This window comes from Streptosporangium sp. NPDC020145, assembly GCF_040631275.1.
Classification (GTDB): Bacteria; Actinomycetota; Actinomycetes; order Streptosporangiales; family Streptosporangiaceae; genus Streptosporangium.
On sequence record NZ_JBEXZT010000009.1, the window covers coordinates 259,221 to 283,810 of the forward strand.

At 66.2% G+C, this 24,590-nt stretch carries 30 protein-coding genes; 19 read left to right on the plus strand and 11 right to left on the minus strand.

Annotation, left to right across the window (positions count from 1 at the left end; genetic code table 11):
* Nucleotides 1–87: 87 nt before the first annotated feature.
* Together ABZ463_RS19495 and ABZ463_RS19500 are read left to right on the plus strand one after the other, a co-directional pair.
* A complete protein-coding gene (locus tag ABZ463_RS19495) occupies nucleotides 88–2,067 on the plus strand; it encodes a Xaa-Pro dipeptidyl-peptidase (protein ID WP_362777563.1) in 1,980 nt (659 codons plus the stop codon).
* A gap of 157 nt (nucleotides 2,068–2,224) precedes the next feature.
* Nucleotides 2,225–2,935: an SDR family NAD(P)-dependent oxidoreductase gene (locus tag ABZ463_RS19500; RefSeq protein ID WP_362777565.1), complete on the plus strand. Its 711-nt coding sequence runs from the start codon at nucleotides 2,225–2,227 to the stop codon at nucleotides 2,933–2,935.
* A 22-nt stretch (nucleotides 2,936–2,957) separates the two neighbouring features.
* On the opposite strand, the gene ABZ463_RS19505 is transcribed toward ABZ463_RS19500, so the two are convergent.
* The 3 genes from ABZ463_RS19505 to ABZ463_RS19515 all read right to left on the minus strand — a co-directional run bounded on the left by ABZ463_RS19505 (nucleotide 2,958) and on the right by ABZ463_RS19515 (nucleotide 5,455).
* Nucleotides 2,958–3,248: a DUF1330 domain-containing protein gene (locus ABZ463_RS19505; RefSeq protein ID WP_362777568.1), complete on the minus strand. Its 291-nt coding sequence runs from the start codon at nucleotides 3,246–3,248 to the stop codon at nucleotides 2,958–2,960.
* Between the two features lie 83 nt (nucleotides 3,249–3,331).
* Complete coding sequence (locus ABZ463_RS19510) at nucleotides 3,332–4,396, minus strand: cobalamin-independent methionine synthase II family protein (RefSeq protein WP_352012998.1); 1,065 nt, start codon at nucleotides 4,394–4,396, stop codon at nucleotides 3,332–3,334.
* Between the two features lie 117 nt (nucleotides 4,397–4,513).
* Nucleotides 4,514–5,455, minus strand: a complete 942-nt coding sequence (locus ABZ463_RS19515; protein WP_362777570.1) for a YihY/virulence factor BrkB family protein — start codon at nucleotides 5,453–5,455, stop codon at nucleotides 4,514–4,516.
* 397 nt (nucleotides 5,456–5,852) lie between these two features.
* Here ABZ463_RS19515 and ABZ463_RS19520 point away from each other — a divergent pair, with 397 nt between their 5' ends.
* The 4 genes from ABZ463_RS19520 (at nucleotide 5,853) to ABZ463_RS19535 (ending at nucleotide 8,660) form a co-directional block, all read left to right on the plus strand.
* Nucleotides 5,853–7,187, plus strand: coding sequence for an erythromycin esterase family protein (locus tag ABZ463_RS19520; protein ID WP_362777574.1), 1,335 nt, complete (start codon nucleotides 5,853–5,855; stop codon nucleotides 7,185–7,187).
* 397 nt (nucleotides 7,188–7,584) lie between these two features.
* Entirely contained in the window at nucleotides 7,585–7,884 is a 300-nt protein-coding gene (locus ABZ463_RS19525) for a hypothetical protein (protein ID WP_362777577.1), read from the plus strand.
* A 106-nt stretch (nucleotides 7,885–7,990) separates the two neighbouring features.
* On the plus strand, nucleotides 7,991–8,206 hold the full coding sequence (locus ABZ463_RS19530) for a hypothetical protein (protein ID WP_362777579.1): 216 nt from the start codon (nucleotides 7,991–7,993) through the stop codon (nucleotides 8,204–8,206).
* Nucleotides 8,207–8,435: 229 nt separating this feature from the next.
* Complete coding sequence (locus tag ABZ463_RS19535) at nucleotides 8,436–8,660, plus strand: hypothetical protein (RefSeq protein WP_362777582.1); 225 nt, start codon at nucleotides 8,436–8,438, stop codon at nucleotides 8,658–8,660.
* An 86-nt stretch (nucleotides 8,661–8,746) separates the two neighbouring features.
* On the opposite strand, the gene ABZ463_RS19540 is transcribed toward ABZ463_RS19535, so the two are convergent.
* The 4 genes from ABZ463_RS19540 to ABZ463_RS19555 are packed head-to-tail and all read right to left on the minus strand — an operon-like array spanning nucleotide 8,747 to nucleotide 10,612.
* Nucleotides 8,747–9,121 carry a MazG nucleotide pyrophosphohydrolase domain-containing protein gene (locus ABZ463_RS19540; protein ID WP_362777585.1) on the minus strand — a complete coding sequence of 125 codons (375 nt, stop codon included), beginning with the start codon at nucleotides 9,119–9,121 and terminating at the stop codon, nucleotides 8,747–8,749.
* An 18-nt stretch (nucleotides 9,122–9,139) separates the two neighbouring features.
* Entirely contained in the window at nucleotides 9,140–10,018 is an 879-nt protein-coding gene (locus ABZ463_RS19545; RefSeq protein ID WP_362777588.1) for a helix-turn-helix transcriptional regulator, read from the minus strand.
* On the minus strand, nucleotides 9,954–10,451 hold the full coding sequence (locus ABZ463_RS19550; RefSeq protein WP_362777591.1) for a DUF6879 family protein: 498 nt from the start codon (nucleotides 10,449–10,451) through the stop codon (nucleotides 9,954–9,956). The genes ABZ463_RS19545 and ABZ463_RS19550 overlap by 65 nt, the downstream gene beginning before the upstream one ends.
* Entirely contained in the window at nucleotides 10,448–10,612 is a 165-nt protein-coding gene (locus ABZ463_RS19555) for a hypothetical protein (protein WP_362777593.1), read from the minus strand. The genes ABZ463_RS19550 and ABZ463_RS19555 overlap by 4 nt, the downstream gene beginning before the upstream one ends.
* 178 nt (nucleotides 10,613–10,790) lie before the next feature.
* On the opposite strand from ABZ463_RS19555, the gene ABZ463_RS19560 reads away from it, so the two are divergent.
* From ABZ463_RS19560 to ABZ463_RS19570, 3 genes are all read left to right on the plus strand, one after another.
* Entirely contained in the window at nucleotides 10,791–11,015 is a 225-nt protein-coding gene (locus ABZ463_RS19560) for a hypothetical protein (protein ID WP_362777595.1), read from the plus strand.
* A gap of 129 nt (nucleotides 11,016–11,144) precedes the next feature.
* A complete protein-coding gene (locus ABZ463_RS19565; protein ID WP_362777598.1) occupies nucleotides 11,145–11,297 on the plus strand; it encodes a hypothetical protein in 153 nt (50 codons plus the stop codon).
* Nucleotides 11,298–11,538: 241 nt separating this feature from the next.
* Nucleotides 11,539–11,754, plus strand: a complete 216-nt coding sequence (locus ABZ463_RS19570; RefSeq protein WP_362777601.1) for a hypothetical protein — start codon at nucleotides 11,539–11,541, stop codon at nucleotides 11,752–11,754.
* Between the two features lie 178 nt (nucleotides 11,755–11,932).
* Here the strand turns inward: ABZ463_RS19570 and ABZ463_RS19575 are convergent, their stop codons facing one another.
* The 4 genes from ABZ463_RS19575 to ABZ463_RS19590 form a co-directional block, all read right to left on the minus strand.
* Nucleotides 11,933–13,774, minus strand: coding sequence for a hypothetical protein (locus ABZ463_RS19575; protein ID WP_362777604.1), 1,842 nt, complete (start codon nucleotides 13,772–13,774; stop codon nucleotides 11,933–11,935).
* 84 nt (nucleotides 13,775–13,858) lie between these two features.
* Nucleotides 13,859–14,722, minus strand: coding sequence for a hypothetical protein (locus tag ABZ463_RS19580; RefSeq protein ID WP_362777606.1), 864 nt, complete (start codon nucleotides 14,720–14,722; stop codon nucleotides 13,859–13,861).
* Nucleotides 14,715–14,927, minus strand: coding sequence for a helix-turn-helix transcriptional regulator (locus tag ABZ463_RS19585; protein ID WP_362777609.1), 213 nt, complete (start codon nucleotides 14,925–14,927; stop codon nucleotides 14,715–14,717). Before ABZ463_RS19585 ends, ABZ463_RS19580 begins: the two co-directional genes overlap by 8 nt.
* 57 nt (nucleotides 14,928–14,984) lie before the next feature.
* On the minus strand, nucleotides 14,985–15,344 hold the full coding sequence (locus ABZ463_RS19590; protein ID WP_362777612.1) for a hypothetical protein: 360 nt from the start codon (nucleotides 15,342–15,344) through the stop codon (nucleotides 14,985–14,987).
* A gap of 527 nt (nucleotides 15,345–15,871) precedes the next feature.
* On the opposite strand from ABZ463_RS19590, the gene ABZ463_RS19595 reads away from it, so the two are divergent.
* The 10 genes from ABZ463_RS19595 (at nucleotide 15,872) to ABZ463_RS19640 (ending at nucleotide 24,485) form a co-directional block, all read left to right on the plus strand.
* The gene (locus tag ABZ463_RS19595; RefSeq protein WP_362777615.1) at nucleotides 15,872–16,114 is read left to right on the plus strand and encodes a helix-turn-helix transcriptional regulator; all 243 of its coding nucleotides are present in this window, start codon (nucleotides 15,872–15,874) and stop codon (nucleotides 16,112–16,114) included.
* A gap of 114 nt (nucleotides 16,115–16,228) precedes the next feature.
* Complete coding sequence (locus tag ABZ463_RS19600) at nucleotides 16,229–18,895, plus strand: bifunctional DNA primase/polymerase (protein WP_362777617.1); 2,667 nt, start codon at nucleotides 16,229–16,231, stop codon at nucleotides 18,893–18,895.
* 319 nt (nucleotides 18,896–19,214) lie between these two features.
* Nucleotides 19,215–19,634 (plus strand): hypothetical protein, encoded by a 420-nt coding sequence (locus ABZ463_RS19605; RefSeq protein ID WP_362777620.1) that lies wholly within the window; start codon nucleotides 19,215–19,217, stop codon nucleotides 19,632–19,634.
* A 244-nt stretch (nucleotides 19,635–19,878) separates the two neighbouring features.
* Nucleotides 19,879–20,592 carry a head maturation protease, ClpP-related gene (locus tag ABZ463_RS19610; RefSeq protein ID WP_362777623.1) on the plus strand — a complete coding sequence of 238 codons (714 nt, stop codon included), beginning with the start codon at nucleotides 19,879–19,881 and terminating at the stop codon, nucleotides 20,590–20,592.
* The gene (locus ABZ463_RS19615) at nucleotides 20,589–20,810 is read left to right on the plus strand and encodes a hypothetical protein (RefSeq protein ID WP_362777626.1); all 222 of its coding nucleotides are present in this window, start codon (nucleotides 20,589–20,591) and stop codon (nucleotides 20,808–20,810) included. The genes ABZ463_RS19610 and ABZ463_RS19615 overlap by 4 nt, the downstream gene beginning before the upstream one ends.
* 141 nt (nucleotides 20,811–20,951) lie before the next feature.
* Nucleotides 20,952–21,188 carry a hypothetical protein gene (locus ABZ463_RS19620; RefSeq protein WP_362777628.1) on the plus strand — a complete coding sequence of 79 codons (237 nt, stop codon included), beginning with the start codon at nucleotides 20,952–20,954 and terminating at the stop codon, nucleotides 21,186–21,188.
* Nucleotide 21,189: 1 nt separating this feature from the next.
* Nucleotides 21,190–21,564, plus strand: coding sequence for a hypothetical protein (locus ABZ463_RS19625; RefSeq protein ID WP_362777631.1), 375 nt, complete (start codon nucleotides 21,190–21,192; stop codon nucleotides 21,562–21,564).
* Between the two features lie 65 nt (nucleotides 21,565–21,629).
* On the plus strand, nucleotides 21,630–23,132 hold the full coding sequence (locus tag ABZ463_RS19630) for a recombinase family protein (protein WP_362777633.1): 1,503 nt from the start codon (nucleotides 21,630–21,632) through the stop codon (nucleotides 23,130–23,132).
* A gap of 51 nt (nucleotides 23,133–23,183) precedes the next feature.
* On the plus strand, nucleotides 23,184–23,354 hold the full coding sequence (locus ABZ463_RS19635) for a hypothetical protein (RefSeq protein ID WP_352012995.1): 171 nt from the start codon (nucleotides 23,184–23,186) through the stop codon (nucleotides 23,352–23,354).
* A gap of 96 nt (nucleotides 23,355–23,450) precedes the next feature.
* Nucleotides 23,451–24,485 carry an NADPH:quinone reductase gene (locus ABZ463_RS19640; RefSeq protein WP_362777637.1) on the plus strand — a complete coding sequence of 345 codons (1,035 nt, stop codon included), beginning with the start codon at nucleotides 23,451–23,453 and terminating at the stop codon, nucleotides 24,483–24,485.
* The last annotated feature ends 105 nt before the right edge of the window (nucleotides 24,486–24,590 follow it).

Here is a 24,590-nt window from a genome sequence, read left to right on the forward strand (position 1 = left end):
TACCTCCCGGATCTTGTCGGTGAAGTTCCGACTGCTGGACATTGACAACTGTTGTCAATCTTCATCGGCCTTCGGGAGTCCCCCTCGATGAACAGATGGAAGACAGTCCTCATCGCCATGGCGGTCGCCGTACCCTCCGGCGTCATGCCCGCGGCGGCCGCGCGAACCGCGGCCGCCCCGATGCCCTCCTCGTCGTCCGCCCCGGTCGTGAACGAGGAGACCCAGCCGGTCTACTCACGCGCCGACGCCCTGACGGAGACCGTGTTCGTCGAGGTCGCCGGAGTGGACAGCGACCGTGACGGCAGCCCCGACCGGGTCGCCGTCGACATCATGCGGCCAAGGGAGACCGCGTCCGGGCTGAAGGTCCCGGTCATCATGGAGTCCAGTCCCTACTACGCGGGCACCAACACCGTGGTCAACCACACGGTGGACCTCGACGCCTCCGATCCCTCGGGCATGGACTACCGCCGCAACAAGCTCGACGGCATGGGTGAGGCGATCTTCGGCTCCGAGGAGCGTCCCCCGACCTCCAGGGCGGTCGCGCCGCCCTTCCGCGGCTACTACGACAACTACTTCGTCCCGCGCGGCTACGCCGTCGTGCTGGTGGAGAACCTCGGTTCCGGGCGGGCCACCGGGTGCCCGACCTCCGGCCTGGAGAACGAGACGGCCGGGCCCAAGGCGGTGATCGACTGGCTCAACGGCAGAGCCCGGGCCTTCGACGCCTCGGGCGGCCAGGTCCGCGCCGACTGGTCGACGGGCAATGTCGGCATGATCGGCGTCTCCTACAACGGCACGCTCGCCAACGCCGTCGCCGCGACCGGGGTCAAGGGTCTCAAGACCATCGTGCCGATCGCGGCGATCTCCTCCTGGTACGACTACTACCGCGCCAACGGCGGCGTGGTCGCCCCCGGGGGCTACCAGGGCGAGGACACCGACATCCTGGCCCGTTACGTCCTGACCAGGCAGAACGCCGAGCAGGCCTGCGGCGCTCTGGTCGACTCGATCGAACGTGACCAGGACCGGGTGACGGGGGACTACTCCCCGTTCTGGGCCCGGCGCGACTACCTCAACCACGTGCGCGGGGTCCGCGCCTCCGTCTTCGCGGTCGCCGGGCTCAACGACTGGAACGTCAAGACCAAGCAGACCGTCCAGTGGTGGAACGCCCTCGCCGCCCAGGGGGTGCAGCGCAAGATCTGGCTGCACCAGGGCCCCCACTTCAACCCCTTCTCCTTCGCCGCCCGCAACGCCGAGTGGCTGCGCCAGCTGCACCACTGGTTCGACTTCTACCTGTACGGCCTGCGCAACGGCATCCTGGACGAGCCGAGGGCCGACGTCGAGTCGGGGCCGGACCAGTGGGCCCAGTACGCCACCTGGCCGCTTCCCGGCACCCGCGACGTCCGGCTGAACCTCGGCGCGGGGACGGGCGGTCGCAACGGCACACTGAGCCCGCGGCGCTCGCACGGCCGCGCCGTCGAGTCCTTCACCGACCAGGGCGGCCGCACCGCCGGTCAGCTCGCCCAGGACGTCGCCACGACCGATCCGAACCGGCTGGCCTACCTGTCGGAGCCGGTGAGCGGGCAGGTGCGCCTGTCCGGCACGCCGAAGGTGCGGGTCAAGGCGGCCTTCGCGGCGGGACGCTCGCCGTACCTGACCGCGTTGCTCGTCGACTACGGCACCGACACCCGTGCCACCGGCGGCGTGGTCTTCGGCCAGGAGCCGGTCTGCTACGGACAGGGCGTGCCGGGGGACACCGGCTGCTCCTACCTGGCCAGGCACGTCACGGAGACAGCCCCCTACAAGATCATCACAAGGGGCTGGCTCGACGTGCGCAACCGCCACTCCGCAGCCAGGACCGAACTGCTGAAGGAAGGCAGGTTCTACGACTTCGACTTCGACCTGCAGCCCAGCGACTACGTGGTCAAGCCCGGCCACCGGATCGGCGTCGTGCTCATCTCGACCGACCGTGACTTCACCCTGCGCTTCCCGGCGGGGACCAGGGTCTCGGTCGAACCGGGTGCGGGTTCGGTCACCCTTCCCCTCGTCGGGGGCCGCGGCGCCCTCGGCTGACGGAACGCGCCCTCCGGCCCTGCCGGAGGGCGCAAACCCCTTGACCTTCACATCAATGTGAAGGTTTTACCCTCCTCTCGCGGTCGGCGGCGCACCATGGTCAACGATCAACCGGGCACGCCGACGTCTGGACTGAGACGTGAGGGGAGCCAAGCGGATGAGCGACGAGGGAAGGCGCCGGCACGGGGCGTCCGAACCCGCGCCGGCGAAGGCGGAGCCGGGAGGCGTGGTGGTCATCGGCGCGGGGCCGGGGATCGGGCGCTCGGTGGCGGCGCGGTTCGCGCGGGAGGGGCTGCCGGTCGCCCTGGTGGCCCGTACGGACAGGACCGTGAAGGCGGTGGCCGAGGCGATCGCCCCGGCAGGGGTCCGGGTGGTCGCCCTGACGGCGGACAGCGCCGACGAGACGGCGCTGCGGGAGGCCCTCGACACGGCGGCGGCCGAGATCGGCCCGCCGGATGCCGTGGTCTACAACGCGGCGATCGTCCGCCCGGACGAGCCCGGTGAGCTGTCCGTACGGGAGCATCTGGACATCTGGTCGGTGAACGTCATCGGGGCGCTCACCGCCGCCGCGCACGTCGCGCCCGGGATGGCCCGGCGCGGCGGCGGCTCGTTCATCGTCACCGGAGGGATGCCCGAGCCCAAGCCCGACTACGTGAGCCTCTCGCTGAGCAAGGCGGGGGTGCGCACGCTGGTCGCGCTGCTCGACGGGCGTTACGGAACCTCGGGCGTCCACGTGGCCAGTGTGACCGTCGGGGGCGTGGTCGCCCCGGGGACGGACTACGACCCGGACGACATCGCCGAGCACTACTGGCGGCTGCACACCCAGCCGCGTCAGGAGTGGGAGCACGAGATCGTCCACGGGGCCTGAGGCCGCCCGAGATCGCCCGAGATCACAGCCCGGTGACGATCAGGCGGTCGCTGTCGGTGTTGCGGATCCGCAGGGGGGCGATCCGCTGGTATTCGGGGGAGTCGTTCCACGCGCGGGCGGCCTCGGCGTCGGGGAACTCAAGGACGACGATCCGGCCGGGCTCGGGGTCGCCTTCGAGGACCTCGACGGCTCCGCCCCGTACGAGATAGCGGCCGCCGTACGGTTCGAGGGTCGCCTGGACCTGGGCGCGGTACTCGGCCAGCTCCTCCTCGTCGCCGGTCGCCTTCACCTTCGCGATCACATATGCGGTCATGGGCCTCACCGTACCGGGAGGCGTTCCGCGGTCCCCGCCGCGGGGAGGGGCCGCGGAACGCCCCGGCCTTCACCGGCGGGACGTCACAGGCCGAGGGCCCGGGCGGCCAGCGCGGTCCCCCGCACCCGCGCGGTGATCTTGGCGAACGCGGTGTCGCGGGAGGTCGAGGTGTCGTCGGCGAAGGGGGAGAACCCGCAGTCGTCGCAGGTGCCGAGCTGGTCGGCGGGGATGTGGCGGGCGGCGGCCAGCACCCGGTCACGCACCTGCTCGGCCGTCTCGACCAGGGGGTCGATCGGGTCGATGACGCCGACGAAGACCCTGACGCCGGGGCGCAGGGCGCCGCCGATGAGGCTCAGCACCCGTTCCTGGTCCGGCTCACCGGCCAGCTGGACGTAGAAGTTGCCCGCCTGCAGCCGGAAGAGCGTAGGCAGCAGGTCCGCGTAGTCGACGTCGAGGCTGTGGGTGGAGTCCAGGTCGCCGCCGGGGCAGGTGTGCACGCCGATCCTGGCCCGCTCCTCCTGGCTGAAGCGTTCGAGGACCCGGTTGTTGAGCTCGACGAAGTCCCCGAGCAGCCCGCCACTCGGGTCGAGCTTGAGCGAGAGCCGCCCCTCGGTGAAGTCGAGTTGCACGGCGTGCGCGCCCGCCTCCAGGCAGCCTCGGATGTCCGCCTCCGCCTCATCGACCAGGTCGTCGAGGAAGGCCTTGCGCGGATAGTCGTCGATGCCGTCGGCCGGGTAGAGCAGGCTCAGCGCGGACGGGGCGATGACCGCCTGCTTGACCGGCAGGCCCGTGTGGCTCCTGGCCTGCCTGAGGTACTTCTCCGCGTGCACCGCGTAGCGGAACGGGCCCGAGGTCAGGCACGGCAGCTGCCGGGTGTGGCCGTCGGCGAAGGGGATGACGGCGCCGTCGGGGCGCAGCCCCGCCAGGCCGGTGATCGGATAGGTGGCGAAGCTCGGCTTGGACTGCTCGCCGTCGACGAGGACGGGGGATCCGGTCCCCTCCAGGCGTGTGATCGTCTCCGCGACGGCCTCGGCCTGCCGTGCGGCCAGTTCCTCGTCGCCGATCCGGCCGTCGGCGTGTCCGGCCAGCGCGGCGAGCAGTTCCGGAGGCCGGGGGATGCTGCCGATCGGTTCGGTGGGGATCGTCATGCCGCGAGCGTAGATAACGATGCGTGTTCCATCAATCACTCGTCGGTGGAGATGATTACACCCCGAGATGTGGAACCTCCGCCCACGGATGTGGAACATCCGCGCGCCTGGCCCCGCTCACGGCGCGTCGCCGTCCCGCCCCTGAGGAACGGCGGGCGGTACGGCCCTGCCGGTCGTCAGGTCGATGACGCGGCCGTTCCCGCCGGTCGCGGTGAGCGCCGCGGCGAACAGGACGAGCTGGTTGAGGAGCTTGAGGAAGACGAGCATCGCGGCGGCGCCCGCCACGACCTGGTAGGCCGGGTTGGCCGCGGTCATGCCGATGTAGAGCTGGCCGAGGGACTTGAGGATCTCCAGCCCGACGGTGATGAGCAGGGCCGGGCCGATCGCCCTGCGCGGGGGCAGCCGCAGCCTCGGCGGCCCGCTCAGCAGGGCGAACGCCAGCAGCGTGTTCACCCCGAGCCCGATCAGGAAGGCGGCGGCCGACAGCAGCCACTTGGCCGGGGCGTCGTCGGTGCCCACGGTGTGCGCGACCAGCCAGCTCAGCATCTCCCCGGTGACGAACGCCAGGGCGAGCGTCAGGGAGAGCAGCAGTCCCAGCCCGGCCAGCACCCCCAGGTCGATGAGCTGGCGCAGAAGGAGCACGCCCGGATACTGCTCCAGGCGCCAGATGGCCCTGATCGCCGAGCGCAGCGTGTCCATCCAGAACAGGCCGGTCAGCGGAAGGCCGACGAGGGCGATCATCCCGGCCGTGCTCTGCGCCTCACGCAACGCCGCCACGTCCAGGCGCGGGAAGTTCTCACTCAGATAGTCCTGTACGGCCCGCACGACCTCCGGCGTGTCCAGGACGTGCCCGATGATCGCGAAGCCGAGCAGGCCGAGCGCGAAGACGGCGAAGAACGAGTAGTAGGTGAGCGCCGCGGACAGGCGCCCGCCGTCCACCTGGTCGTAGCGCACGGCGGCGCGCGCCAGATGGTCGAGCCATCCGTGGCGGCGGCGGGCCCGTGCCCACGCCTGGGTGATCCTTCCGGACAGGCGCCCGGTGAAGCTGACGACCGTCATGACAGGGCCTCGCCCCGGGGCCGTGCGGCACGTCCCAGGGGGTGTGGCCAGGGGCCGGATGTCACGGAACGCGACGGAATCATCCCGGAAGTCTGGCAGAAGCCCCGCTCCCAACGGCACCCCGACACCCCGTCGCACGCGGCCTTTCCGGGCTTTTGTCCCCTACGGCGCAGGAGATCGGGGACGTCCCCCGGCCGTTGTGCCGGGGCCGTTCGTGCTGATGGCGTGTCCCGGGTAGCGGGGGCGGCCAAGGCGCGAACAGCCTCGTCCGGCGTGTCGTCCCCCCGACGGGGGGTGGGGTCAGCGCCACCACGATGGACCGGCCCGCCGGATCGAAAGGCCCGGCGCCGATCCCTAGTTTGATGAGCGTCCGGTGACATCGACCGAAGGAACATCCATGAGGAAGACCCCCCTGCGTCGCGGCCTGCTGGTGGCGGTCGCCCTGGGCGCCGTGGCGGCCCCCGCGCTGGCCACTCCCGCCCTGGCCGCTCCCAAACCGGCGTCGGAGACATCGGAGGAGCGGGTCGTCGCGGGCCTTGAGCGTCACGCCCACCCACTGCGCGGCACCCGACCGGACACGCCGGGACATGATCTGAAGGCGCTGTCGGCGCTGGTCCGTGACGCGGAGATCGTGGGAATCGGCGAGGCCACCCACGGTTCCAAGGAGCTGTTCACCCTGCGCCACCGGCTGTTCCGGCACCTGGCGACCACACAGGGCTTCACCACCCTCGCCCTGGAGGCGCCCTGGTCGGCCGGTGTCCGCCTGGACGAGTACGTGCGCACCGGCAAGGGCGACCTGCGCACGATCCTCAAGGAGGAGGGCGAGACCACCGGCGGCGTGTGGAGCACCGAGGAGTGGCTGGGCCTGTACTCCTGGATGCGCGACTACAACCGCACCGCCCGCACCAAGCTCCGGGTGATGGGCTTCGACCTCAGTGACGTCCACCCGCAGCAGTACCGGCGGATCCTCGACTGGGCCGAGGAGCACGAGCCCTCGATCCTGCCCGAACTGCGCCGCCGCTACGCGAAGCTGCTCGCCCTTCCCGGTGGTGCGAAGGAACGGGTCGACGCGCTGACGGCTCTTCCCCCGGAGCGGCTCAAGGCCGTGGCCGGGGACGCCGAAGCCGCCTACCACCTGGTCGAGAAGGCCGCCAAGGTCGACCCCTACGTGCTCCAGGAGGCCCGCGTCATCCACCAGATGACCAAGGTGTACGCCTCGGAGGGGTCCGAACTGCACCTGAACCGCGACCGGTTCATGGCGGAGAACACCATGTGGTGGAAGCGGCAAACCGGTCTGAAGATCGTGGCCGCCGCGCACAACGGGCACGTGACCTACCTCTCCCCCTTCCCGCAGCACTACCCCGTCACCCAGGGGGCCCGGCTACGTGCCATGGCCGGGCGCTCCTACGTCGCCATCGGCACCTCCATCCACAGCGGCGGATTCCGGGCCATCAATCCCGACAACGGCAAGGCGGAGAACTTCGACACGGGGGTTGCGGGGCCGGACAGCAACGAGCACATCCTCGACAAGGTGTGCCATCGCGACTACTACGTGAGCCTGCGCCAGGCGGAGCGCGACCCGGCCACGCGGAAGTGGCTCGGCACCGCCCGCCCGACGTTCACCGTGCCGGCCACCTACCTGCCCGACATGCTCAAGGCACCACTGGCCCTGGGCCAGGCGTACGACATCGTGGTTCACCTCCACCGCGTCAAGGCGGCCGATCCGCTGTGAGGACGCCTGAGGCTCCCGGCGCACGGAGCCGGAACGGCCGCTGAATCCGGCCGGGAAGACGCGGTACGCGAAGGGAAGGAACGCCGGGGAGGCCTGGGCCGGGCCTCCCGGAAACAGCATGGGGGAACACCCTGGTCCTTCCCCCGCCTGCTGTATCGGGGGTTCCATTCGTACTGGCGGCGTGATCTGAGAACTGGTCGATGAGGACGCCAGGGTCGAAACACCACAGAAAATGGATGGAGTGCTACGGAGCGAGGTACCTTAGCAAGAGTTGATCTTCAAACTACTATGCAGCGCGTCTTGACACGGTGATCGTTAACCGGTGTCCTAATGAGGAAGCGAAGCGGAGCACCACCTCCAGCGGACGTAAGAAGTCCTATTGGGAGAGGTGGGTTCCGTGGCCGGGGCAAGGCAGCCGAAGCTCGTCCGGAAGTTGGACGACGCTTCCAAGGTCGTCAAGGCTGCCACTGGCCTTCTCGGGCAGACGACCCACCTGCTTCGGCAACTGGTCACGGTCGTCGGCTGGCTCGTCCTGCTGGTCGCCTCGATGCGGCTTCTGATCTTCCCGCCCGCCACGCTGGCGCCCGCGAACTTCCTAGGCCACGCAGCCGGGGCGGCAGCCATTCTCCAGGGCCTCGTCAAGGTCCCCGCCCGATGGCGACGTAGTCCCCAAGGGATCGAAAGTAAGGTAAAGTAGCTTCCGATTAAGGACCCCCAAAGGCTGGAAGCCCTACTACTTCCGGTGAGTTATGGGGGTTTTGTGTTTCCGGAGTCTCCACTCCACCAGCAACGGGTGGCGTGACGTGCAGATTCTCGCAGGGGTATTCGACCTGCTGAAGGTCGCACTTGTTCCCACAACTGTGTACGTCGGACTCATGACCCTTTCTGCCCTGGTCGCGATCTTCTCCAAGAAGAAGGTCCGCCGAGACATGGCTTGGAAGGTCTTCAACGCCTTGATCCGTCGTCGTGCGGACCTGCCTTCGCTGTCCTCCGTGTCTGCGGACAAGCTGCAGAAGTGACGCAGGGGCGGAATCGGCCTAAACCCGAATGCACGAAGCCCCCGACAGGTAACCTTGCGCCAGTGGTCGGTGCACGTTGGCCGATCACTCTGCGACTCGGCGCACCTGATGCCGATAGCCAATCCGCTCCAAGCCATACCAACCCAAGCCAGCGCGGGACCCGTCGTCACATCCGTGGGGGCGGCGAACGACTTGAGGGCCTTGGCCCTCTCGATCGGCAAGGATGGGTATGTCCAAGTTCCCTCTGTGGTTGCGAGTTCTGCTCGCCGCCATGCTGGCGCTGCCTCTGCTGGTGGTGGTTGTTGCGTTCGTCCCAGCACTCGCGGTCGCGATCCTTTTCGGTAAGGAAAGGCGTGACTGGATGCTGGAAGTCCTGGACCGGCTCGGTGGCTGGTATGGGGCGATCTTCTCCGACAAGGGCGAAGACGACGACAAGGGCGACGACAGCGCCTAGTGAGAACCGTTCGAGCCCCGCCCGGTGCTTCCGCCCTGGCGGGGCTCGTCTGTGCCGGGGGAGACCTTTCTAGGGGTCTCCAGGGTCTACTCCTCCGGCTCCTCTGGATCGTCCGGGAAGAGGTCGGACAGGTCCACGGGCTCGAAGTCCGGACCCTTTACGGCCTTGCCGTCTTGGCTGCCCTCTTTGGTCATGTTCGAGCGGTGGACCCTGGCCAGCACCTCGTCAAGGTCGATACCGTAGGTCAGGGCCGTGCCGTACGTCACGTAGATCACGTCGGCCAGCTCCTGCGCGAGATTCTCCAGGTCGCCCGCTTCGACGGCCTTCCTGACCTCGTTCACCTCCTCATCGAGGAAGCGCTGGCGGGCACTGGCCAGTTCCTCGTCTGCCAGGCCCGGGGTGTCCGCTACGGGGAAGCCGAACTTTTCGTGGAACTCTCGAACCAGTCGTGCTGGTGTCACGGTGGGCTCCAAGATCAGTCATGGGGATATTGATCGGAGTAGCGTTCGGGCGTCCTCGTCGTACAGGGCGACCGTGGATAGATCGTCGAACAGCCGTACGTAGGTGTCGATGTCGCGCGGGTCGGTGAGAGTCAGCTCGGATGTGTAGGTTTCGACGACCACCCGCTGATCGTCGAAGATCGCGAAGCCGTGCAGAGCTACGCGAGGCAACTCGGCTGACCAGGGCACGATACCGAGCCGCACATTGCTGAGAGTGGAGATGTTGGAAAGCCGGTCGAGCTGGGCGAGCATGATGTCCGCCGGTCCGAGCCGGACCCGTAGAGCGGCCTCGGTGATGAGGAACTGGAAGTGGTGATCCGACGAGTAGAGCAGGGTCTGGCGGTCCATGCGGGCGGCGATGGCCCGCGCCATCTCCTCCTCAACGAGGAACATGCTTCGTACGAAGATCTGCCGGGCGTACTCGGCGGTCTGGAGCAGGCCAGGCACCACAGCCGGGTGGAATGACCGCCTGAGGGTGGTGGCCCGCTCCCGCTCGGCCAACATAGCTTGCTTCGCCTCTCCGCGACCTCCTGCCTTGCGCCAGGTCGCGATGTCGGTGCTGATGCGCGTCAGTTCTTCGAGCAGGTCGTCTCGAACCTCGGTGCCCAGCCCGATTGCGTCGGCAAGCCGGGTGACCACTTCGACCGAGGGCAGCATCTTGCCTGTCTCGATCTTGCTGATCGTTGGCTGAGTGACTCCGGCCACCGCCGCGAGGCGCTTCCCGCTTATGCCTGCGGCTTCCCGGACTTCACGCATACGCTCGCCGAACTGGCGTAGCTGGCGTGACCTGTAATCACTCACCTCGCCATAATGCCAGCGGGCGGGCCGCTCGCCAGACGAGGTCACGAGCGAGGACATATGCCTGAGCGTCCCCCTCGTATAGTTCCCGGTCGATCAACTCACCGTCGTCGTTGTAATGCATGAGCACAACCGTGCGTTTGTCGAACAGCCAGAAGTCCACGTTCGGCACACCTTCGGGCACCCGCTCACGCTCGATGAGCTGGATCTCTTCCCCGAAGCTGGCGTTCCGGGTGTAGCTCTCGATCTCCCACCGGAGGTACTCGGTGAGCGGCAGTTCAACCACGTGAACTCGCCGCATCCGGACGCCTCGGGGAACCAGCAGCTTGAGCCGCTCCTGCCAGGGTGTCGTGTCAGCGGGCCACGGCGCCCCGGACTTCCAGGCGGCAAGCCTCGCCTTTTCGCCCGCCACCTTGTATGCCTGCCGAGTTTCCAGCCGGAATACGTCGCGCTTTGAGGAGGCGAACAGCTCGCTCAGGTTCGCTGAGGTCACAGTCCTTGGATCACGTCGGCGGGCACTTCGACGGCTGATTCGCCATCTGGCGTGGTAACAGAGGTGAACGTGACACCCTGCACGACGTAGGTGCCCCGGTCAGTCTTGAACACCTTGGGGCAGTCGTCGCCGTCGCACCCGCGTAGCTGGATCAGTTCCATGCCTGTCCTCCAGTGGTGGTTGCTGGTGTATGCCTCTTGACGGTAGCCCACCAGGAATACCCCACACAAGAGGTGCAGGGTCGCTGGTCAGCCATATTCCCCTGGATGCTTCCGTATGAGGCATAGGCAGGCATAGCCTAGAGGCATTCCCCGGCAACGATACGAGAGACGGGATGCCATGAAAGTGGACTACGAGCGCGAGATGTCGGAGTGGAGCCAAGCCACCGCCAAGCACCTCGGCGAGACCTGGCGCGAGATCGTGGCGAAGGAGCGCCCCTCCTGGGTCGCCGAGCTGATCACTCCCAAGCTCCACCCCAAGGCGGACGATCACATCGTGTGGATGCTGACCAGCGACCAGGCCACCCTGCTCCTGCAGGTCCTCCGCAAAGGCTCGATCGGGTAGGCCATGGGGTGCCTTGGCCCGCACCCTAGGAAGCCGGTCGCCGGGCACCAACGCGTCAGGTGGCTCCCGGCGCGGTGCTGGACGACCCCCACGATTCGCGCTCGGTGGTTCACGTGTTCGTGCCGACCGGTGGCCTACGAGTTCGGCCAAGCCGGGGGGAGGTTCGTCATCCAGCGCATCACCAAGACCGCTAGCAAGGTGGTCGTCGAACGCACCTTGCCCATGCGCCTGGACGAAGCCGAACGTCTCTGGCTGGCCCTCTGCGAGGGCGCTGCTCAATGAGCCGGAGCCCCGCAGGCTTGTTCCCTGCGGGGCTCCAGTTTCCGAGCTAAGGTGTCACCTAGACCTTCATCCGGGACCGCCGGACGCGTGACTCGTGATCACGAGAAGGACAACGTACGGGAGCCCAAGCCATAAGTCGGGTCGCTACCGGTCGATGTTGATCATCGAGCCCGGTACTTCTGTACGTCGGTAAACCCGCCACGTCAGCGCAGGGAAGATTGACACGCTGACGGAGATAAAGGTGGGCATCCTCCCAAACCTGTCCGGCCTGCTAACGGTCGTGTTCGCGCCTGCGGTGCTCTACATGCTGTTGATGTGCGCAGCGGCGGCGGTGGCCATGGGGTCCAAGAAGAAGTTCCGCCGTGACATGGCGTGGAAGATCTTCAACACCCTGGCACGTCGGCGCCCCGACCCCCCAGCTTTGCCTCCCAGCGTTGAAGACAAGCCTCAGAAGTGATCGCGTGCGAAGGTTCCCGACTCCGCGGGAACATGTCGCCGGCCCGCCCTTCGACCCAAAGCTGTGGGGTAGCGCGGGGGGTGGCACGGCGAAGGGCCGCACTCCCTCTCCGGAAATGCGGCGCTAGTACCTACGCCAGGGAGTGCGCCACCCCCTCCGCAGCGTTCTCGCCGGGGGCTCAGCCCTCTCTGACGACCCGGAGCGCCGCGCGGCCCCCTGGGCGCAGCGAGTAGGTAGGCGGAGCGCCATCGGCGCCCCCGTGGCACTCCACGAGGTGCTTGATTTCCCGAAGTGCTCTCCGGACCTGATCAGTAGTGAGGCCCGTCGCCTCATCGATGTCCTTGCGAGGCATCCGCCCGTACTTCCCGAGGGCGTGCAACACCTTGTCCTGGTTGGTCTCCACGCCGGTCGGCGGAGGCAACACCATGATCCTGGGCTTGGAGCCGACCGCCATCTGTTCGGCGAGGCGGGTCACCTCCATCCGACACGTCTCATCACTGATGAACTGGGCCTTGTAGTGCACTGGGCTGTTGAGAGTGGGTGTCTGCATCAGAAACTCACCGGGCATGTGCAGGCTCTTGGGGTCGTAACCACTGTCCGCACCGAAAACCATGGTTCCCAGGTGCTTCTCGTTCATCCGGACACAGATCCGGTTCGCGACGTTGTTGCGTCCGTCCGTGGTTCCGCCGAACACTACCTTGCTGGGGGTCTGGGTGATCAGGACAAAGTGGATGCCGAAAGCTCTCGCCCTAGCCAGGAGCGACATCAGAGGGCTGGAGATCTTCCCTTCGCCCTCGTTGAGGGGGTTGCCTTTGTCATCGCCCTCCCGGACCAACTCCGCCAACTCGTCGGCGAGAACGAAGATTGGCTTGCGCCCGTGCTTCTCGGGAACCCACTTGGTGTCGCCGTGCTCAACGAGGATCTCGCCACGCTCGTCCATCTCCCTCAGCATGCCCTCGAACAGAGCACGGCCCTGCTCCAGGTTGGTCGCGAGGCCGGAGAGGAGCGGCTCGATCTGTCGCAGCTCGGGAGCGCCGCTCTTCATGTCGATGCCGTATAGCTCAGCACCGGCCTCCGCGAGCCGGAAGGCCACCAGCTTGACGAGGTTGGACTTACCGAAGTCGCTCGACCCGGCAATGATCGTGTGTCGGTAAGCGGTCTCGAACTCGGCGGCCTGGCCGTACTGGTCGATCCCAAGCAAGATCGGGTCCAGGAACGTTCGCCCAGGACCAGCCGGTTCGTAGGGCAGAACGTCGGACAGTAGATCCCGGTCGAAGTGGTGCACCACCACGCGGTTGGGCAGGTCCCCGTTCCTCACCTCGAACTTGTCAGTGCGGATGTGGCGCTCGGCAGCCAGGTGGCTCGACACCGAATCCCAGTTCTTGACGACCTGCACTCTGGTCAAGGTCGCGGGAAGCTCTACGGAGGCCGCCCAGCCGTAGGGGGTATCTGCCACCCTGACCGCCAGCGGAAGGGTTTTCCACCGGGTGCGGAGGGCTTCCGCGATGGCCCTCTCCAGCACTGTGCCCGTGAGCACTGGGGCGGGCTCGGGAATGGCAGTTGTTGATGCCGTGAGCTTGCCCGCCAGGGCCATCTGAGCCGTTTCCAGGCGCACCAGCCCCGTCTGGTACTTAGTCATCTTGATCTGTTTGTCGAGGTGGTGGGTGTCGTGGCGCGTGTGGTGTCGGTAAGCCAGGTACGCCGCGAACGACAGGCCGGAACTGATCACCCACGAGTACAGGGTGGGCCAGCCCCAGCCGGAGAGTGCCGATACCCCAGCATGCAGAGTGGCCAGCGAGAAGGCCCCGGAGGCCCACGAAAACGTTTCGCTCCACTTCTTCGACAGGCTGGCCAGGGCCAGGGCTCCAGCCGTTCCCGCTGTCCCCAGCGCGCCGAGTGCCACAACGTCGCCGTACTGCCCAGCGGCGTGCATCGCCAGTCCGGCCACGGCGGAGGATGGCCCGACCGTGCACGCAATCGCGGGCCAGTTGCTCGCCGCTGCCCGCCCAAGCTTGTTCATCGTCCATGCCCCCTTAGTTGGCTGCCCTGTCCGGACACCCGGGCCGACCCGCCTCGGGAGGGTCGGCCCTAGAGTCCTTGCAGTTCAGAGGTAGAGTCCCGTTCCTTCGTCGAGCTTCTTGGCCTGCCGCCTGACCTCGGCCTTCACGGATTCGGGCTTGGCGTCGGGCAGTGCTCGGAGGATGCTCGCCACCACGTCATCCCTGCTCGCCCCGCTCGCGAGCAGCTCGCGCGCCTGCTCGGCGATGCTCGGAGTGCCTGCTCGCTGCTCGTGGCCGGTGAGAACGCTGCTGCTCGGCTGGGCGAGCAGGGGGCGAGCAGGCTGCTCGGGGGTGCTCGGCTGCTCGTGCTCGCTGCTCGCGAGCTGCTCGGGGGTGCTCGTCCGCGCTTGGATGGCCTGCACGCGCTGCTCGGCCCGGACCATCTCGACTGACGTGACCGCGATTGCGCGCCTCATGTATTGCTCATCCCTGGCCTGGGCGAGCCACCTGGCGTCCTCTCGCGACAGCTTCCGGGTGTGAATCGCCATAGTCATGGCCCAAAGGCTCTTGGCCATGAGCGAGATGACGGCGCCGAAGATCGCCACCACTACACCCGCAACCTGGAGGCCGTGCGCGAACACCGCAGCCATCGACACCAACAGGGCGAGCCACCCGCCCCACATCGGGAGCCGACGCTTCTTGGCGTCGAAGCGGTTGCGGAACTCCAGCAGCATAAACGCCACCCACAGCAGGTCGAAGACCGCCGCGACGAGATAGGCCGTCCAGGTGAAGGTCAGAGGGCTGAGCAACTCGCCAATGCTGAGCGTTGACCAGGTGACCGCCCCGACCAGCACGAACCCGGTGATCCCAACAATCACTCTGTCCGCGAGGGCGTCTAGGTCAAGAGGCTCATCAACGGGGACGTTGTAAGTCTTGCCGTTGATGGTGTGTGGCTTGGTCCTATTCATTGGGCACTTCCTCGGTAAGGTCTTCGATTTCAACGCCAAGAATCTCGGCAATCTGTGACCATCTCCACTGAGCTGGGTTGGTGTGGCCCAATTCCCACCTATGCACAGTTGCAGTGCTGACATCGAGTGTGTAGCACAGCCGCCGCTGGCTGAGTTCGGCAGCCTCGCGAGCCGCCTTAAGCTTGGCGCCGCTGAATTGGCGCACGGTGTTCCTCCTAAAACTCAGGGGCCTCCGCCATTCGGGCGAAGGCCCCGGGGGTTCTTAGATCTCCCGGTTGAAGGGCCAGCCGCCGACCTCTCGATTGCGGGCGGCCATCCGTGTGTAAATCCCCAAGTCGAGGATCGTGTCGTCACTTACGCGCCTGCCTTCGACGATGGCGGCGGTCCAGCGGGCCACCTTGCCCACGATGTAGAAATAGATTCCGAGTTCGGTGGCCTCTTCGTTGTGAACTCTCCGGCCAGCCGTCAAGGCCAGGTTCTGGCCGATCTGGATGAGGTCGAGAGCGGCCCCGTTGCCTCCATACTCGACGGCCTTACGTACGACCATGTCGATTTCTTCGCTGGCCATCTTGCTCCACCAGTGAGCCAGTTCCTCGGCCAGTGCTTCCTTGCTCATCGCCATCTCTCCGCCCTTCTTTCGCCGACAATTCCCGTGCTGGGTGCTGGGTGCTGGGTGCTGCCTCCAGCCAATCAGGCCGTACATTGCGGCAAAAGATCGCGGCGCAATTACCCAGGGGTGATGGCCCAATTACTTGTCTCGGAGTCACGTGCGGATCTGAATTCCGCTAATTCCTGCGTGGGAATGTCCCCGCGCCTTTTGGCGGGGGTGCGGGGGCGGAGTGGCCCGCGCGCTGCGGGCGCCTTCGTGGCGGGCCTCCGGAGACCGTCCGTGGCCGCCCTGCGGGCCACCGCCGCCCCCCAGTCTCTGCGCATACGCGCAGGTAGAAGCAATACGGAGCGTGACTGGGTGTCAACCCATTGTGTGCGCGAGGTGTGTGTGCTGTGCTGGGGGTGGCGGTGCCGCCGCTACATCCCCAGCCCTTCTCGTTGAGTGACCCTGTGGCGTTCCACAGGGCGGCCCGTCTTCCCGGCTGATGGAGACAAACTGCTCCCGTCGGCCCCCATCAATCAACGCTCTGGAGGTTTGCCATGCCAAAAACGATCGTTGTTCCAAAATTCAATGGAGAAAAGCTCAGGCAGGCAAGAATTCGCGCCGGAATTTCTCTGCGTGATTCGCGATGGAAATTCAAAAGCCCTGGTACGCGCCTTGTGCAGTGGCAGCGCGGCGCACACGTCCCCAAAATTGAGACGGCTCAGTATCTGGCTCAGGTTCTCGGCTGCCCGGTCAGCGACTTCTACGACTACGTCGAGGTCGGGGGCGACGATGAATGAAGTTCGCTGGCGGTTCGAGCCCAGCATCGACAGGCGCCGGAGGCTGCTCAACCTGCTGTTCAGGGAGCCACTCCAGCCTAATCAAGCCCCAGACATGGAAAGGGGCCGAGTCGCGTGACCTCCACAACCAACGCGACCGGCCCCAATCACCAGATCCTTCACGACCAGGAAATCACAGTGAATAATGATCAGGCAATTACTGACTACACGCACCCGTTCAAGTTTGCACATGGCCTATATCGCGAGGCTGGCTGGCAGGGAATTATTCGACTTCCCCACCTAGCCAAGAAGCACCCGCCGCGCGGGTTCACCGGATACAACGGCCAGTGGCCGAGTGAGCAGCAGCTCGCCCAATGGGCAGACGGGGATGGCGGAAAGGGAAACATCGGCCTACGGCTTCCGCGAAACGTCGTAGGCATAGACGTCGATCAGTACGTCAAGGAGGGCCGACAGAAGCGGGGAGCCGAACAACTCGCGGCTCTCGTCGAAAAGTACGGCCCTCTTCCTCCAACTTGGTCATCGACTCGCCGAGAGCCTGATGGTCCGTCGCGGATCTACCTGTTCCGCGTCCCTGAAGGTACTGAGCTGGAAAACAAGCCCGGTGATGATATCGAGGCCATCCAGTTCCACCACCGGTACGCGGTCGTGTGGCCATCGATGGCGCGGGACGACAGCAACCCGGAGGACTACTGGCAATACGCCTGGTACGCCCCGGACGGCAACCCCTCAGAGCGCGTGCCCAGGCCGGAGGAACTGGCCGAGCTTCCCGAGGCGTGGGTCAAGGGTCTGAGTGGCCGGTCCGGTCGGCGCGGCTCCTCCCGCCTTGCCCAAAAAGTCGCTCTGCCTCGGGATGACTCGGGTCGAGGCAACGACTGGCTGACATCGATTGCGGGCAGTTTGGCCAAGGAGATCCGGAGTTACGACACATACATCGAACTTGTTCGTGCAACCGACCGAGGGTCGGACGCCCCCCAGGACCCCCAAATCGTTGACAGCATCGCCAATCGCATCTGGGAGAAGGAGCAGGCTAAAGCGGAACTCTCGGGAGAGGACACTGGGTGGCTGAGATCTGGCCCAAATCAAAACTGCATCATGTCTACTAAGTCGGACCAACAATGGTCCGACTTCGACATTCGAGTCCAAGGCGTGATCGAGATTGAGGTCAATCGTCAGTACTGCGTAATTATCCGGCGCAAGCGTGACAGCGCTTCCTTCTCGGCCCTGCTGTCCGCTGCCACCGTTGCCAGCAATCAGGCCCTCACCAAGTGGTTGGCCAACTTCGGCTGCACCATCGCCGCGCCTTACACTGACGCTGAACAGCTCAAGGGCATGCCCAATCATATTCGCCTGATGCGTTACCTAGAGTCGCAGGGAGCCCCACCGGCCCGGGTGACTCCATTCCTCGGCTGGGACAACAAGTCAGACGCCTTCCTTACCCACACGGGCCTCATCCTCGGCGTTCCAGGAGAGACGGACGTCTCCCCGTTCAAGGGTGTTCGACCGGACCCGGCGATTCGAGAAAACGACTGGGTGTCGTGCCACTACGGCTTTGAGGCCGACGAGGCCACCGCGCGCCAGGTGCTCGGCGAGGTCATGCACTTCCACTTCCCACAGTTCACGGCAGTGATGGGGTCGTTCATGGTGGCAAGCGTCCTCAAGGGCCAGCTCGACCGGCTTGCGGATGTCTGGCCGTACCCGATTATCGAGGCGCCCTCAGGAGCCTCAAAATCCAACGGCTTCATGCCGATGATCCAGCAGCTCATGGGGCGTAAAGGCAGATCGTCGGTGTTCTCTGAGGCAGCCATGAAGTCCGCCCTGGGCGCCCACCGGTGCCTGCCGGAGTGGATCGACGACCCGAACGACGTCGAGAAGCTCAAGGAGATCTTGCGGCTCTGTTCCTCCAAGGGAGGAGCTACCAAGAAGGGTGGGGCCGACTGGAAGAAGAACGAGAAGACAGTCTTCGTGACCACGCCCATCGTGTCAGCCGAGTCCCTGAACATCCTCGACCAGAAGGCTTACATCGACCGGGCCATCCCTCTCTCCCCAGAGAAGCCCAGCAAGCGGATTTCCCGACACGGCGACTATCCCCAGATCGACGACATCAAGGACCTGGAGATCCGGTACGAGGACGAGCTGTCCTGCCTAGCGGGTCATGTGGTCTCCATGATCCTTCAGCGCAGGCACCTGGTGACCCCCACTCTGTTCCGTAAGTTCAAGGCGGGCCACTCGGGGCGGCACGCGGACAAGCTGGCCATCCTCCAGGTCGGCGCAATGGTCCTAGCGGACATTCTGGGTGAGGGCTTCGAGTGGATCCGGGAAGAGGTCGAAGCCTGGGTCAACGCGCAGGTCTACAACGAAGGCGACAACCGGTTCACTCGAACCATCCTCCGCCAGTACATCGCTCAGAACGAGCTACACGAGAAGCCGACCTACTTGGACCGCTGGCAGGTTTACGCTCCGGTGCTGCTCGCCAAGGACGTCAACGGTGAAGAGGCCCTCTGGGTCAACATCCAGAACCTGGCGATCTGGTGGGACAAGTCCAACCACGGGCGCATCGAAAAGCGCACCGACACCGAAGACGCCATGAAGGGCCAGGCCCGGCAGCTCGGCATGAAAAGTAAGTCGTCCGCGAATCCCGAAATCGGCAAGGACGTCGATTGGCTCTGGCCCAATGTCTACAAGGTGGAGGGCGGGCGGCCCATTACCTCCCGCACGAAGATCTTGTACCAGCGGGTGCCGGACGGAATTACCGAAGCACTTCTCAGTGAGAACACACCCTGAGAACTACTGAGAATCCGGGGCGGTTCTCAGGTGGTTCTCAGCACTAACGTTAGCCCACAAGCACCTTTCCAGGTGAGCGGGAAAATGGGCTGAGAATCCTAGATGACCGCCCTGAGAACCCCATGAGAACTGGGGTGGTTCTCGGCCCCGTGGCCGGTGAGAACACATAGAGAATCTGAGAACCCCCTGGGGGTAGTCATGGAGTAGGGGTGGTCCTCTCTACGGGAGGAGGGGGCAGGGGGGTATATATGGCGGCGCAGATTCTCACCCCGGTTCATTTTAAAGAACGAATGTCAGAGAAAAGAAAAGGAGGCACAACGTGATTCCTGCGAACCCAGGGCTGGTGGCCCGCTTCGAGCACGAGACCGAGAACGACCTCATCATCACTTACCGACGGGTGGAGGGGTGGGACAGGCACGGACGCGCCGTAGTCGTTGGGGACGACGACCGCTTGATTGCTGCGGACGAGTTCCCCAACTTCGTGGGGGTGGCCGAGGCCAGCCCACCCAACCTCCACATCGGGTTCATCCCTGGGCAAGGGTGGCGGCTCAGATACGAGCACCCCGAGACCGGCGAGGCGTGGACCGAGCCGGTGGTGGGCTTCGCCTTCACCGCTGACGGCCAAGGAGTGCCATTGGAGGAGATGTCGGGGGTGGTCAGTCCCGCCGAGGGTGGCACCTACCGGCTTCTTCCGCCCGACGAGCCCAAGGAGCCCAACACCTTGAGGCCGGTTCGCTGATGCTCAGCGAGCAGCAGGCCCAACGGCTCAGGCGAACCGCTCACCTGTACGGCGGTCCCCGAGGCCGATGCGAGGACAACCACCCCGGTGAGAGGTGCGGTCACCAGACCATCATGTGCCGCAAGTGGAGTCCAAGCGCGACCGGTCACTGGGTGCAAAGGCGACGCCTTAATGAGCGGGCCCTGCGGGCCGGTGGCCGCCCCAGCGAGAACGCCGACGATCAACCGACAAAGCGGGTTGGAGAGTGAAGAGGAACGCACCCCTACCCGCGAGTAATTGCGGAAGGAAAGCACAAATGACGAGAACCGCTCGGGGCTGGTACCGGGTCGCCAATCAGCATCAAGCCGACACCGTTGACATCTACATCTACGACGAGATCTCAGCCGAGGGCATCACGGCCAAGGACTTCACCCGAGACCTCCGAGGCATCACCGCCTCCAACATCGAACTCCACCTGAACACGCAGGGGGGAGACGTGTACGACGGCATGACCATCTACAACGCCCTTCGTCGGCACCGGGCTCACGTCACAGTGATCGTCGATGGGTTGGCCGCCTCAATCGGTTCGGTGATCGCTATGGCCGGTGACCGAATCATCATGGCTCCTCACAGTCAGATGATGATCCACGAGGCATGGGTTCGATCTGTCGGGGACGCCGACGAGACACGAAAGACCGCCGATCTGCTGGACAAAATGTCCGACAACATCGCTCAGGTGTACGCCAACAAGGCGGGTGGCTCGGTGGTCCACTGGCGCAGCCTCATGAAGGCCGAAACCTGGTTCACCGCTGAGGAGGCGGTGGAGGCGGGCCTGGCTGGTGAGGTGGCGGACCGGCTGCCCGTCGCCGCCCGGCTGCGAGAGCCGCAATCCGTTCTGCATGACCGCGACTTCGCGGCGATCTTCGACGACGCCATGGCGGTTGCGGCAGCCACTTACTACGAAAGGAACGCCCGATGAACGACCATTTCCCTGCGGTTACACCGTCCACTGAGGAATGGGCCTGGCGCCAGCGCGAGGAGCGCAAGGGAGCTATCAGGCGCGATCCGGTGATCACGACGATTCGGACAAGGCCGACTGACCGGGGCCACTGGCAGGCCGACCGGGCCATTGACCTGCTGGCCAGGGTGCCCCTCACTGAGGCTCAGAAGGAGCGCCTTCGGGAGCTGCTCGGCTAACTGATTCGAAGGAACGGGTCATCGCCCTGGGGGGGGCGGTGGCCCGTTCTGTGTTTGCAGGAATAGGTGACGACCAGCACAAATATTGTGGCGAATTTGGCCAATGAAATAAAATGAAATATGTATCAAGAAGCGCAAACAATGACCGGCGTAACGCTCGCCTGGGGTCAGGGAGAAATTCCAATTCAGCACTCCGATGGGGCCTATGAGGCGCTGAACGAGCTGTTCGGCGACTGCCCGAGGTTCGCGCCGGAGGACCCCGCCCGGGGGCGGTGGCTCGTTGCCCTGCCTGCCACAGCCTCAGCCGACCTGGCCGCGTTCGGCCTGCTGTTCCTCAGCGCCGGAATCTTCACCCTCACCGCGCGCAAGGAGGCCTGACGTGGCCGCCAAGCCCGCTCGCGCCACCCGCGCCGCTGCGCCCGAGAAGGCCCCAGAGGCCCTCGAAAACGTTGCACAGGCCGCCCAGGCCACCACACACCCCACCCCCGGGGAGCGGCTCACCGTGCCAGAGGAGCCCCGACTTTGCCTGTGCGGCTGCGGGGGCGGAGTGGCCAGCAAGAAGGCGCTGTTCCTGCCAGGCCATGACGCCAAGGCGGCAAGCCAACTCGTGCGTGCGGTGGTTGCGGGGGAGTTGACCGAGGCCCAGGCCCTTGAGCGCATTGCCCCCGCCTCTGAGCGGCTCAAGGACAAGATCACGCGCTCAATCAAGGCCAAGCAGGTCTCCACCGGCGCCACCGAGAACGTCAGCGCGTAGCCGCCCACCCCCCGGGCCCCTGCCGAGCCACTCGGCGACGCGGGGCCCCCACCGAAGGAGTTGCAATGAGAGCTGCCATTTACGCCCGAGTCTCGACCGAGGACCAGGTTGACAACACCTCCCTGGTGGACCAGGAGCGCATCTGTCGCCGGTACGCCGAGACCAGGGGGTGGCGCGTCGTGGAGGTCTACCGAGAGGAGGGATTCACCGGAACCAAGGGACGGCGTCCCCAGTGGGACCGCCTCATGAAGGACGCCAGGGCGAAGCTGTTTGACGTTGTAGTGGTCATGAACTGGAAGCGGTTCGCCCGCAGCGTCCGCGTCGGACTCAACCTCTCGTTCGATCTGGAAGGGATAGGCATAGGGCTGGCCGTGGCCGAGATGGAACTCGACACCACCACCAGTCAGGGCCGCTTCATACGCACCCAGATGCTGGCAGCTGCCGAATACGACCGAGACATGACCGTAGATCAGCTCGCCAAGGGCCAGTACGGCAAGGCGCGGGCGGGGGGTTGGCCGAGCAGCACCTCTGGACTGTCGTACGGCTACATGCTCGAAGGGCAGGGGCGAAACAACCGGGTCGTTCACAAGACCGCTGAGGTCGAGATGTTGCGTGTGGTGGTCGGTTGGATCGTGGATGAGGGGCTGACGCGAGGGCAGGCCGCCGTTCGAATGAACGAGCAGGGCTACCGCCAGCGCAACGGCAAGCCCTGGCACCAGGAAAACCTCCGGGACGTGCTGCGCAACCCGGGGCTGAAGGGGGAGCTGAGCTGGGGTGGTCGTCGGGCCAGCGGGCGGTACGGCGAGCTGGTCATCATTCGCGTAGAGCCGGTCATCACGCCTGAACGCTGGGACGCCCTTCAAGCCGCGCTCGGTCGAAACAAGCGAGTGGCGGGGCAGAAGCGAGACTATTCGCTGAACCGGGGGCGGATGGCCGCCCCTTGCGGGGAGACCTACGGCTGCACGGCTAGAAGCTCTCAATCATCAAGGCTCTACATGTGCCGGGGGCGGAGGTGGACCGCCATGCCCAGCACCAAATGTTCATGCCCGAATCTGCGCGCCGATGACATGGAGGCCAGGGTCTGGGCCGAGGTGGTGGCTCTGCTGGGCGACCCTGACAGGCTGGGGGCGATGGCGCGCGACTGGCTCGAAGGCCACGCCGAGCAAACCAGATCTGAGCAAGCCGAGTTCGAAAGAGTCACGGCGCAGATCGCCAAGCTGAAGACCTCGCTGACCACCACCATCGTCGAGTACGCCAAGCAAGGGTTGCCTGCCGAGGCGCTCGCGGCTGCGACCGACCAGATCAATCAGGACATTGCCGCGCTTGAGAGGCGACAAGTGGAGCTGACTCCCTGGCGGCCTCGGGCCACCGCTGTCGCCGATCTCACCGAGCTGGCGACCTCCCGCTTGGTGACGATGGCGATGGAGCAGCGGAAGGAGGTATTGGCCTTGTTGGACGTGAAAGTGACGGTTCTGGATGGGTCGGAATCGCCTCGCATCCGCATCGAGGGTTCCCTGCCCCTGGCTTCTGATGCAGCAGGATGGGGGAACACCCTGGCTTGTCCCTGACTTCGGGTTCTGGCTCTGCCGCTGGTCCGTGCCGGGCCGTAGCGTGGAGACATGGGACGGATTCTGTTGATTGTGGCGGCCGTGGTGCTCGCCTTCTTCCTGCTCGGCTCGCTTCTGGGCTTCGTCGTCGGCCTCATCAAGTGGGCCCTGATCCTCGGCCTGATCGCCGTGGCCGCCGGTTTCGTGGTCAAGCTCTTCCGCTCCTCCAGCCTCAGAGGCTGACGGGGCCAGGCCCGCGGAGCCGTTCTCCTCACGGCGGTTCCGCGGGGGCAAGGAGGGCACGGGAATAAGCCGCTCTAACCGGAGATTTCCTCCGGTATGAGAGCGATCATCTACACCGAGACCGGCGGCCCCGAGGTCCTGCGCCTGGTCGAACGGCCCGTTCCCGAGCCGGGACCGGGTGAGGTCAGGGTCCGCGTGGTCCTGTCCGCCGTCAACCCCAGCGACTGGAAGTTCCGCGCGGACGACTCAGGCCCCACCTTCCCCGAGGTGGTGCCGAACCAGGACGGCTCCGGAGTCGTGGACGCGGTCGGCGAGGGAGTCGACGGGCTGCGGCAGGGCGATCGTGTCTGGATCTGGGAGGCCGCCTGGCAACGCCCGGACGGCACCGCCCAGGAGTTCGTGGTGCTGCCCGCCCGGCAGGCCGTACGGCTTCCCGGGGAGGCCTCCTTCGAGGTGGGCGCGGTGCTCGGGATCCCGGCGCTGACCGCGCACCGTTGCCTCACCGTGGCCGACGGCACGGCGGCGGGCGGTGGCGCGGGACGGCTGGCGCCGGGTGCCCTCGCGGGCCGCACCGTGCTGGTCGCGGGTGGGGCGGGCGCGGTCGGCAACGCCGCGATCCAGCTCGCCAGATGGGCGGGCGCCACGGTCGTCACCACGGTCAGCGGGCCGGAGAAGGCCGCGCTCGCGACCGCGGCCGGGGCCCACCATGTCGTGAACTACCGCGAGGGGGACGCCGCCGCCGAGATCAGGCGGGTCGCCCCGGGAGGCGTCGACGTCGTCGTCGAGGTGGCCCCCGTGGTGAACCTCACCCTCGACCTCGCGGTCCTGGCCCCCGCGGGAACCGTCGCGGTCTACGCCGTGGACGGCGGTCCCGCCGAGCTTCTCCTGCCGCTGGGGCCGGTCGCGGCGGGCAACCTCCGCTACCAGGGCGTCCTGGTCTACACGGTGCCCGAGACCGCCAAGCTGGCCGCCGTCGAGGACGTCTCGGCCGCCGTCGCCGCGGGCGCGCTGCGGGTGGGGGAGGAGGCCGGGCTGCCGATCATCCGCTTCCCCCTGGAGCGCGCCGCCGACGCCCACGCGGCGGTCGAGGAAGGAGCCGTCGGCAAGGTCGTCATCGAGGTCGGCGCCTGAGCTCTGTTTCCTCCGGGTCTGAACGGATATCTGGGGAAGGTAGGGGCAGGACGCCCGCCGTACCCGCCCCTGTCCGGCAGGTCCCGATTCCGGCCGCCGTCCGGG

What these genes read in the sequence shown, in the direction of transcription:
- ABZ463_RS19640 (WP_362777637.1), top strand. Translation starts at nt 23,451, where the DNA reads ATGAGAGCGATCATCTACACCGAGACCGGCGGCCCCGAGGTCCTGCGC.
- ABZ463_RS19595 (WP_362777615.1), top strand. Translation starts at nt 15,872, where the DNA reads ATGCCAAAAACGATCGTTGTTCCAAAATTCAATGGAGAAAAGCTCAGG.
- ABZ463_RS19495 (WP_362777563.1), top strand. Translation starts at nt 88, where the DNA reads ATGAACAGATGGAAGACAGTCCTCATCGCCATGGCGGTCGCCGTACCC.
- ABZ463_RS19535 (WP_362777582.1), top strand. Translation starts at nt 8,436, where the DNA reads ATGTCCAAGTTCCCTCTGTGGTTGCGAGTTCTGCTCGCCGCCATGCTG.
- ABZ463_RS19510 (WP_352012998.1), bottom strand. Translation starts at nt 4,396, where the DNA reads ATGACGATCCCCACCGAACCGATCGGCAGCATCCCCCGGCCTCCGGAA.
- ABZ463_RS19500 (WP_362777565.1), top strand. Translation starts at nt 2,225, where the DNA reads ATGAGCGACGAGGGAAGGCGCCGGCACGGGGCGTCCGAACCCGCGCCG.
- ABZ463_RS19560 (WP_362777595.1), top strand. Translation starts at nt 10,791, where the DNA reads ATGAAAGTGGACTACGAGCGCGAGATGTCGGAGTGGAGCCAAGCCACC.
- ABZ463_RS19545 (WP_362777588.1), bottom strand. Translation starts at nt 10,018, where the DNA reads ATGTCCTCGCTCGTGACCTCGTCTGGCGAGCGGCCCGCCCGCTGGCAT.
- ABZ463_RS19520 (WP_362777574.1), top strand. Translation starts at nt 5,853, where the DNA reads ATGAGGAAGACCCCCCTGCGTCGCGGCCTGCTGGTGGCGGTCGCCCTG.
- ABZ463_RS19630 (WP_362777633.1), top strand. Translation starts at nt 21,630, where the DNA reads ATGAGAGCTGCCATTTACGCCCGAGTCTCGACCGAGGACCAGGTTGAC.
- ABZ463_RS19635 (WP_352012995.1), top strand. Translation starts at nt 23,184, where the DNA reads ATGGGACGGATTCTGTTGATTGTGGCGGCCGTGGTGCTCGCCTTCTTC.
- ABZ463_RS19515 (WP_362777570.1), bottom strand. Translation starts at nt 5,455, where the DNA reads ATGACGGTCGTCAGCTTCACCGGGCGCCTGTCCGGAAGGATCACCCAG.
- ABZ463_RS19580 (WP_362777606.1), bottom strand. Translation starts at nt 14,722, where the DNA reads ATGAATAGGACCAAGCCACACACCATCAACGGCAAGACTTACAACGTC.
- ABZ463_RS19615 (WP_362777626.1), top strand. Translation starts at nt 20,589, where the DNA reads ATGAACGACCATTTCCCTGCGGTTACACCGTCCACTGAGGAATGGGCC.
- ABZ463_RS19620 (WP_362777628.1), top strand. Translation starts at nt 20,952, where the DNA reads ATGACCGGCGTAACGCTCGCCTGGGGTCAGGGAGAAATTCCAATTCAG.
- ABZ463_RS19575 (WP_362777604.1), bottom strand. Translation starts at nt 13,774, where the DNA reads ATGAACAAGCTTGGGCGGGCAGCGGCGAGCAACTGGCCCGCGATTGCG.
- ABZ463_RS19555 (WP_362777593.1), bottom strand. Translation starts at nt 10,612, where the DNA reads ATGGAACTGATCCAGCTACGCGGGTGCGACGGCGACGACTGCCCCAAG.
- ABZ463_RS19590 (WP_362777612.1), bottom strand. Translation starts at nt 15,344, where the DNA reads ATGGCGATGAGCAAGGAAGCACTGGCCGAGGAACTGGCTCACTGGTGG.
- ABZ463_RS19505 (WP_362777568.1), bottom strand. Translation starts at nt 3,248, where the DNA reads ATGACCGCATATGTGATCGCGAAGGTGAAGGCGACCGGCGACGAGGAG.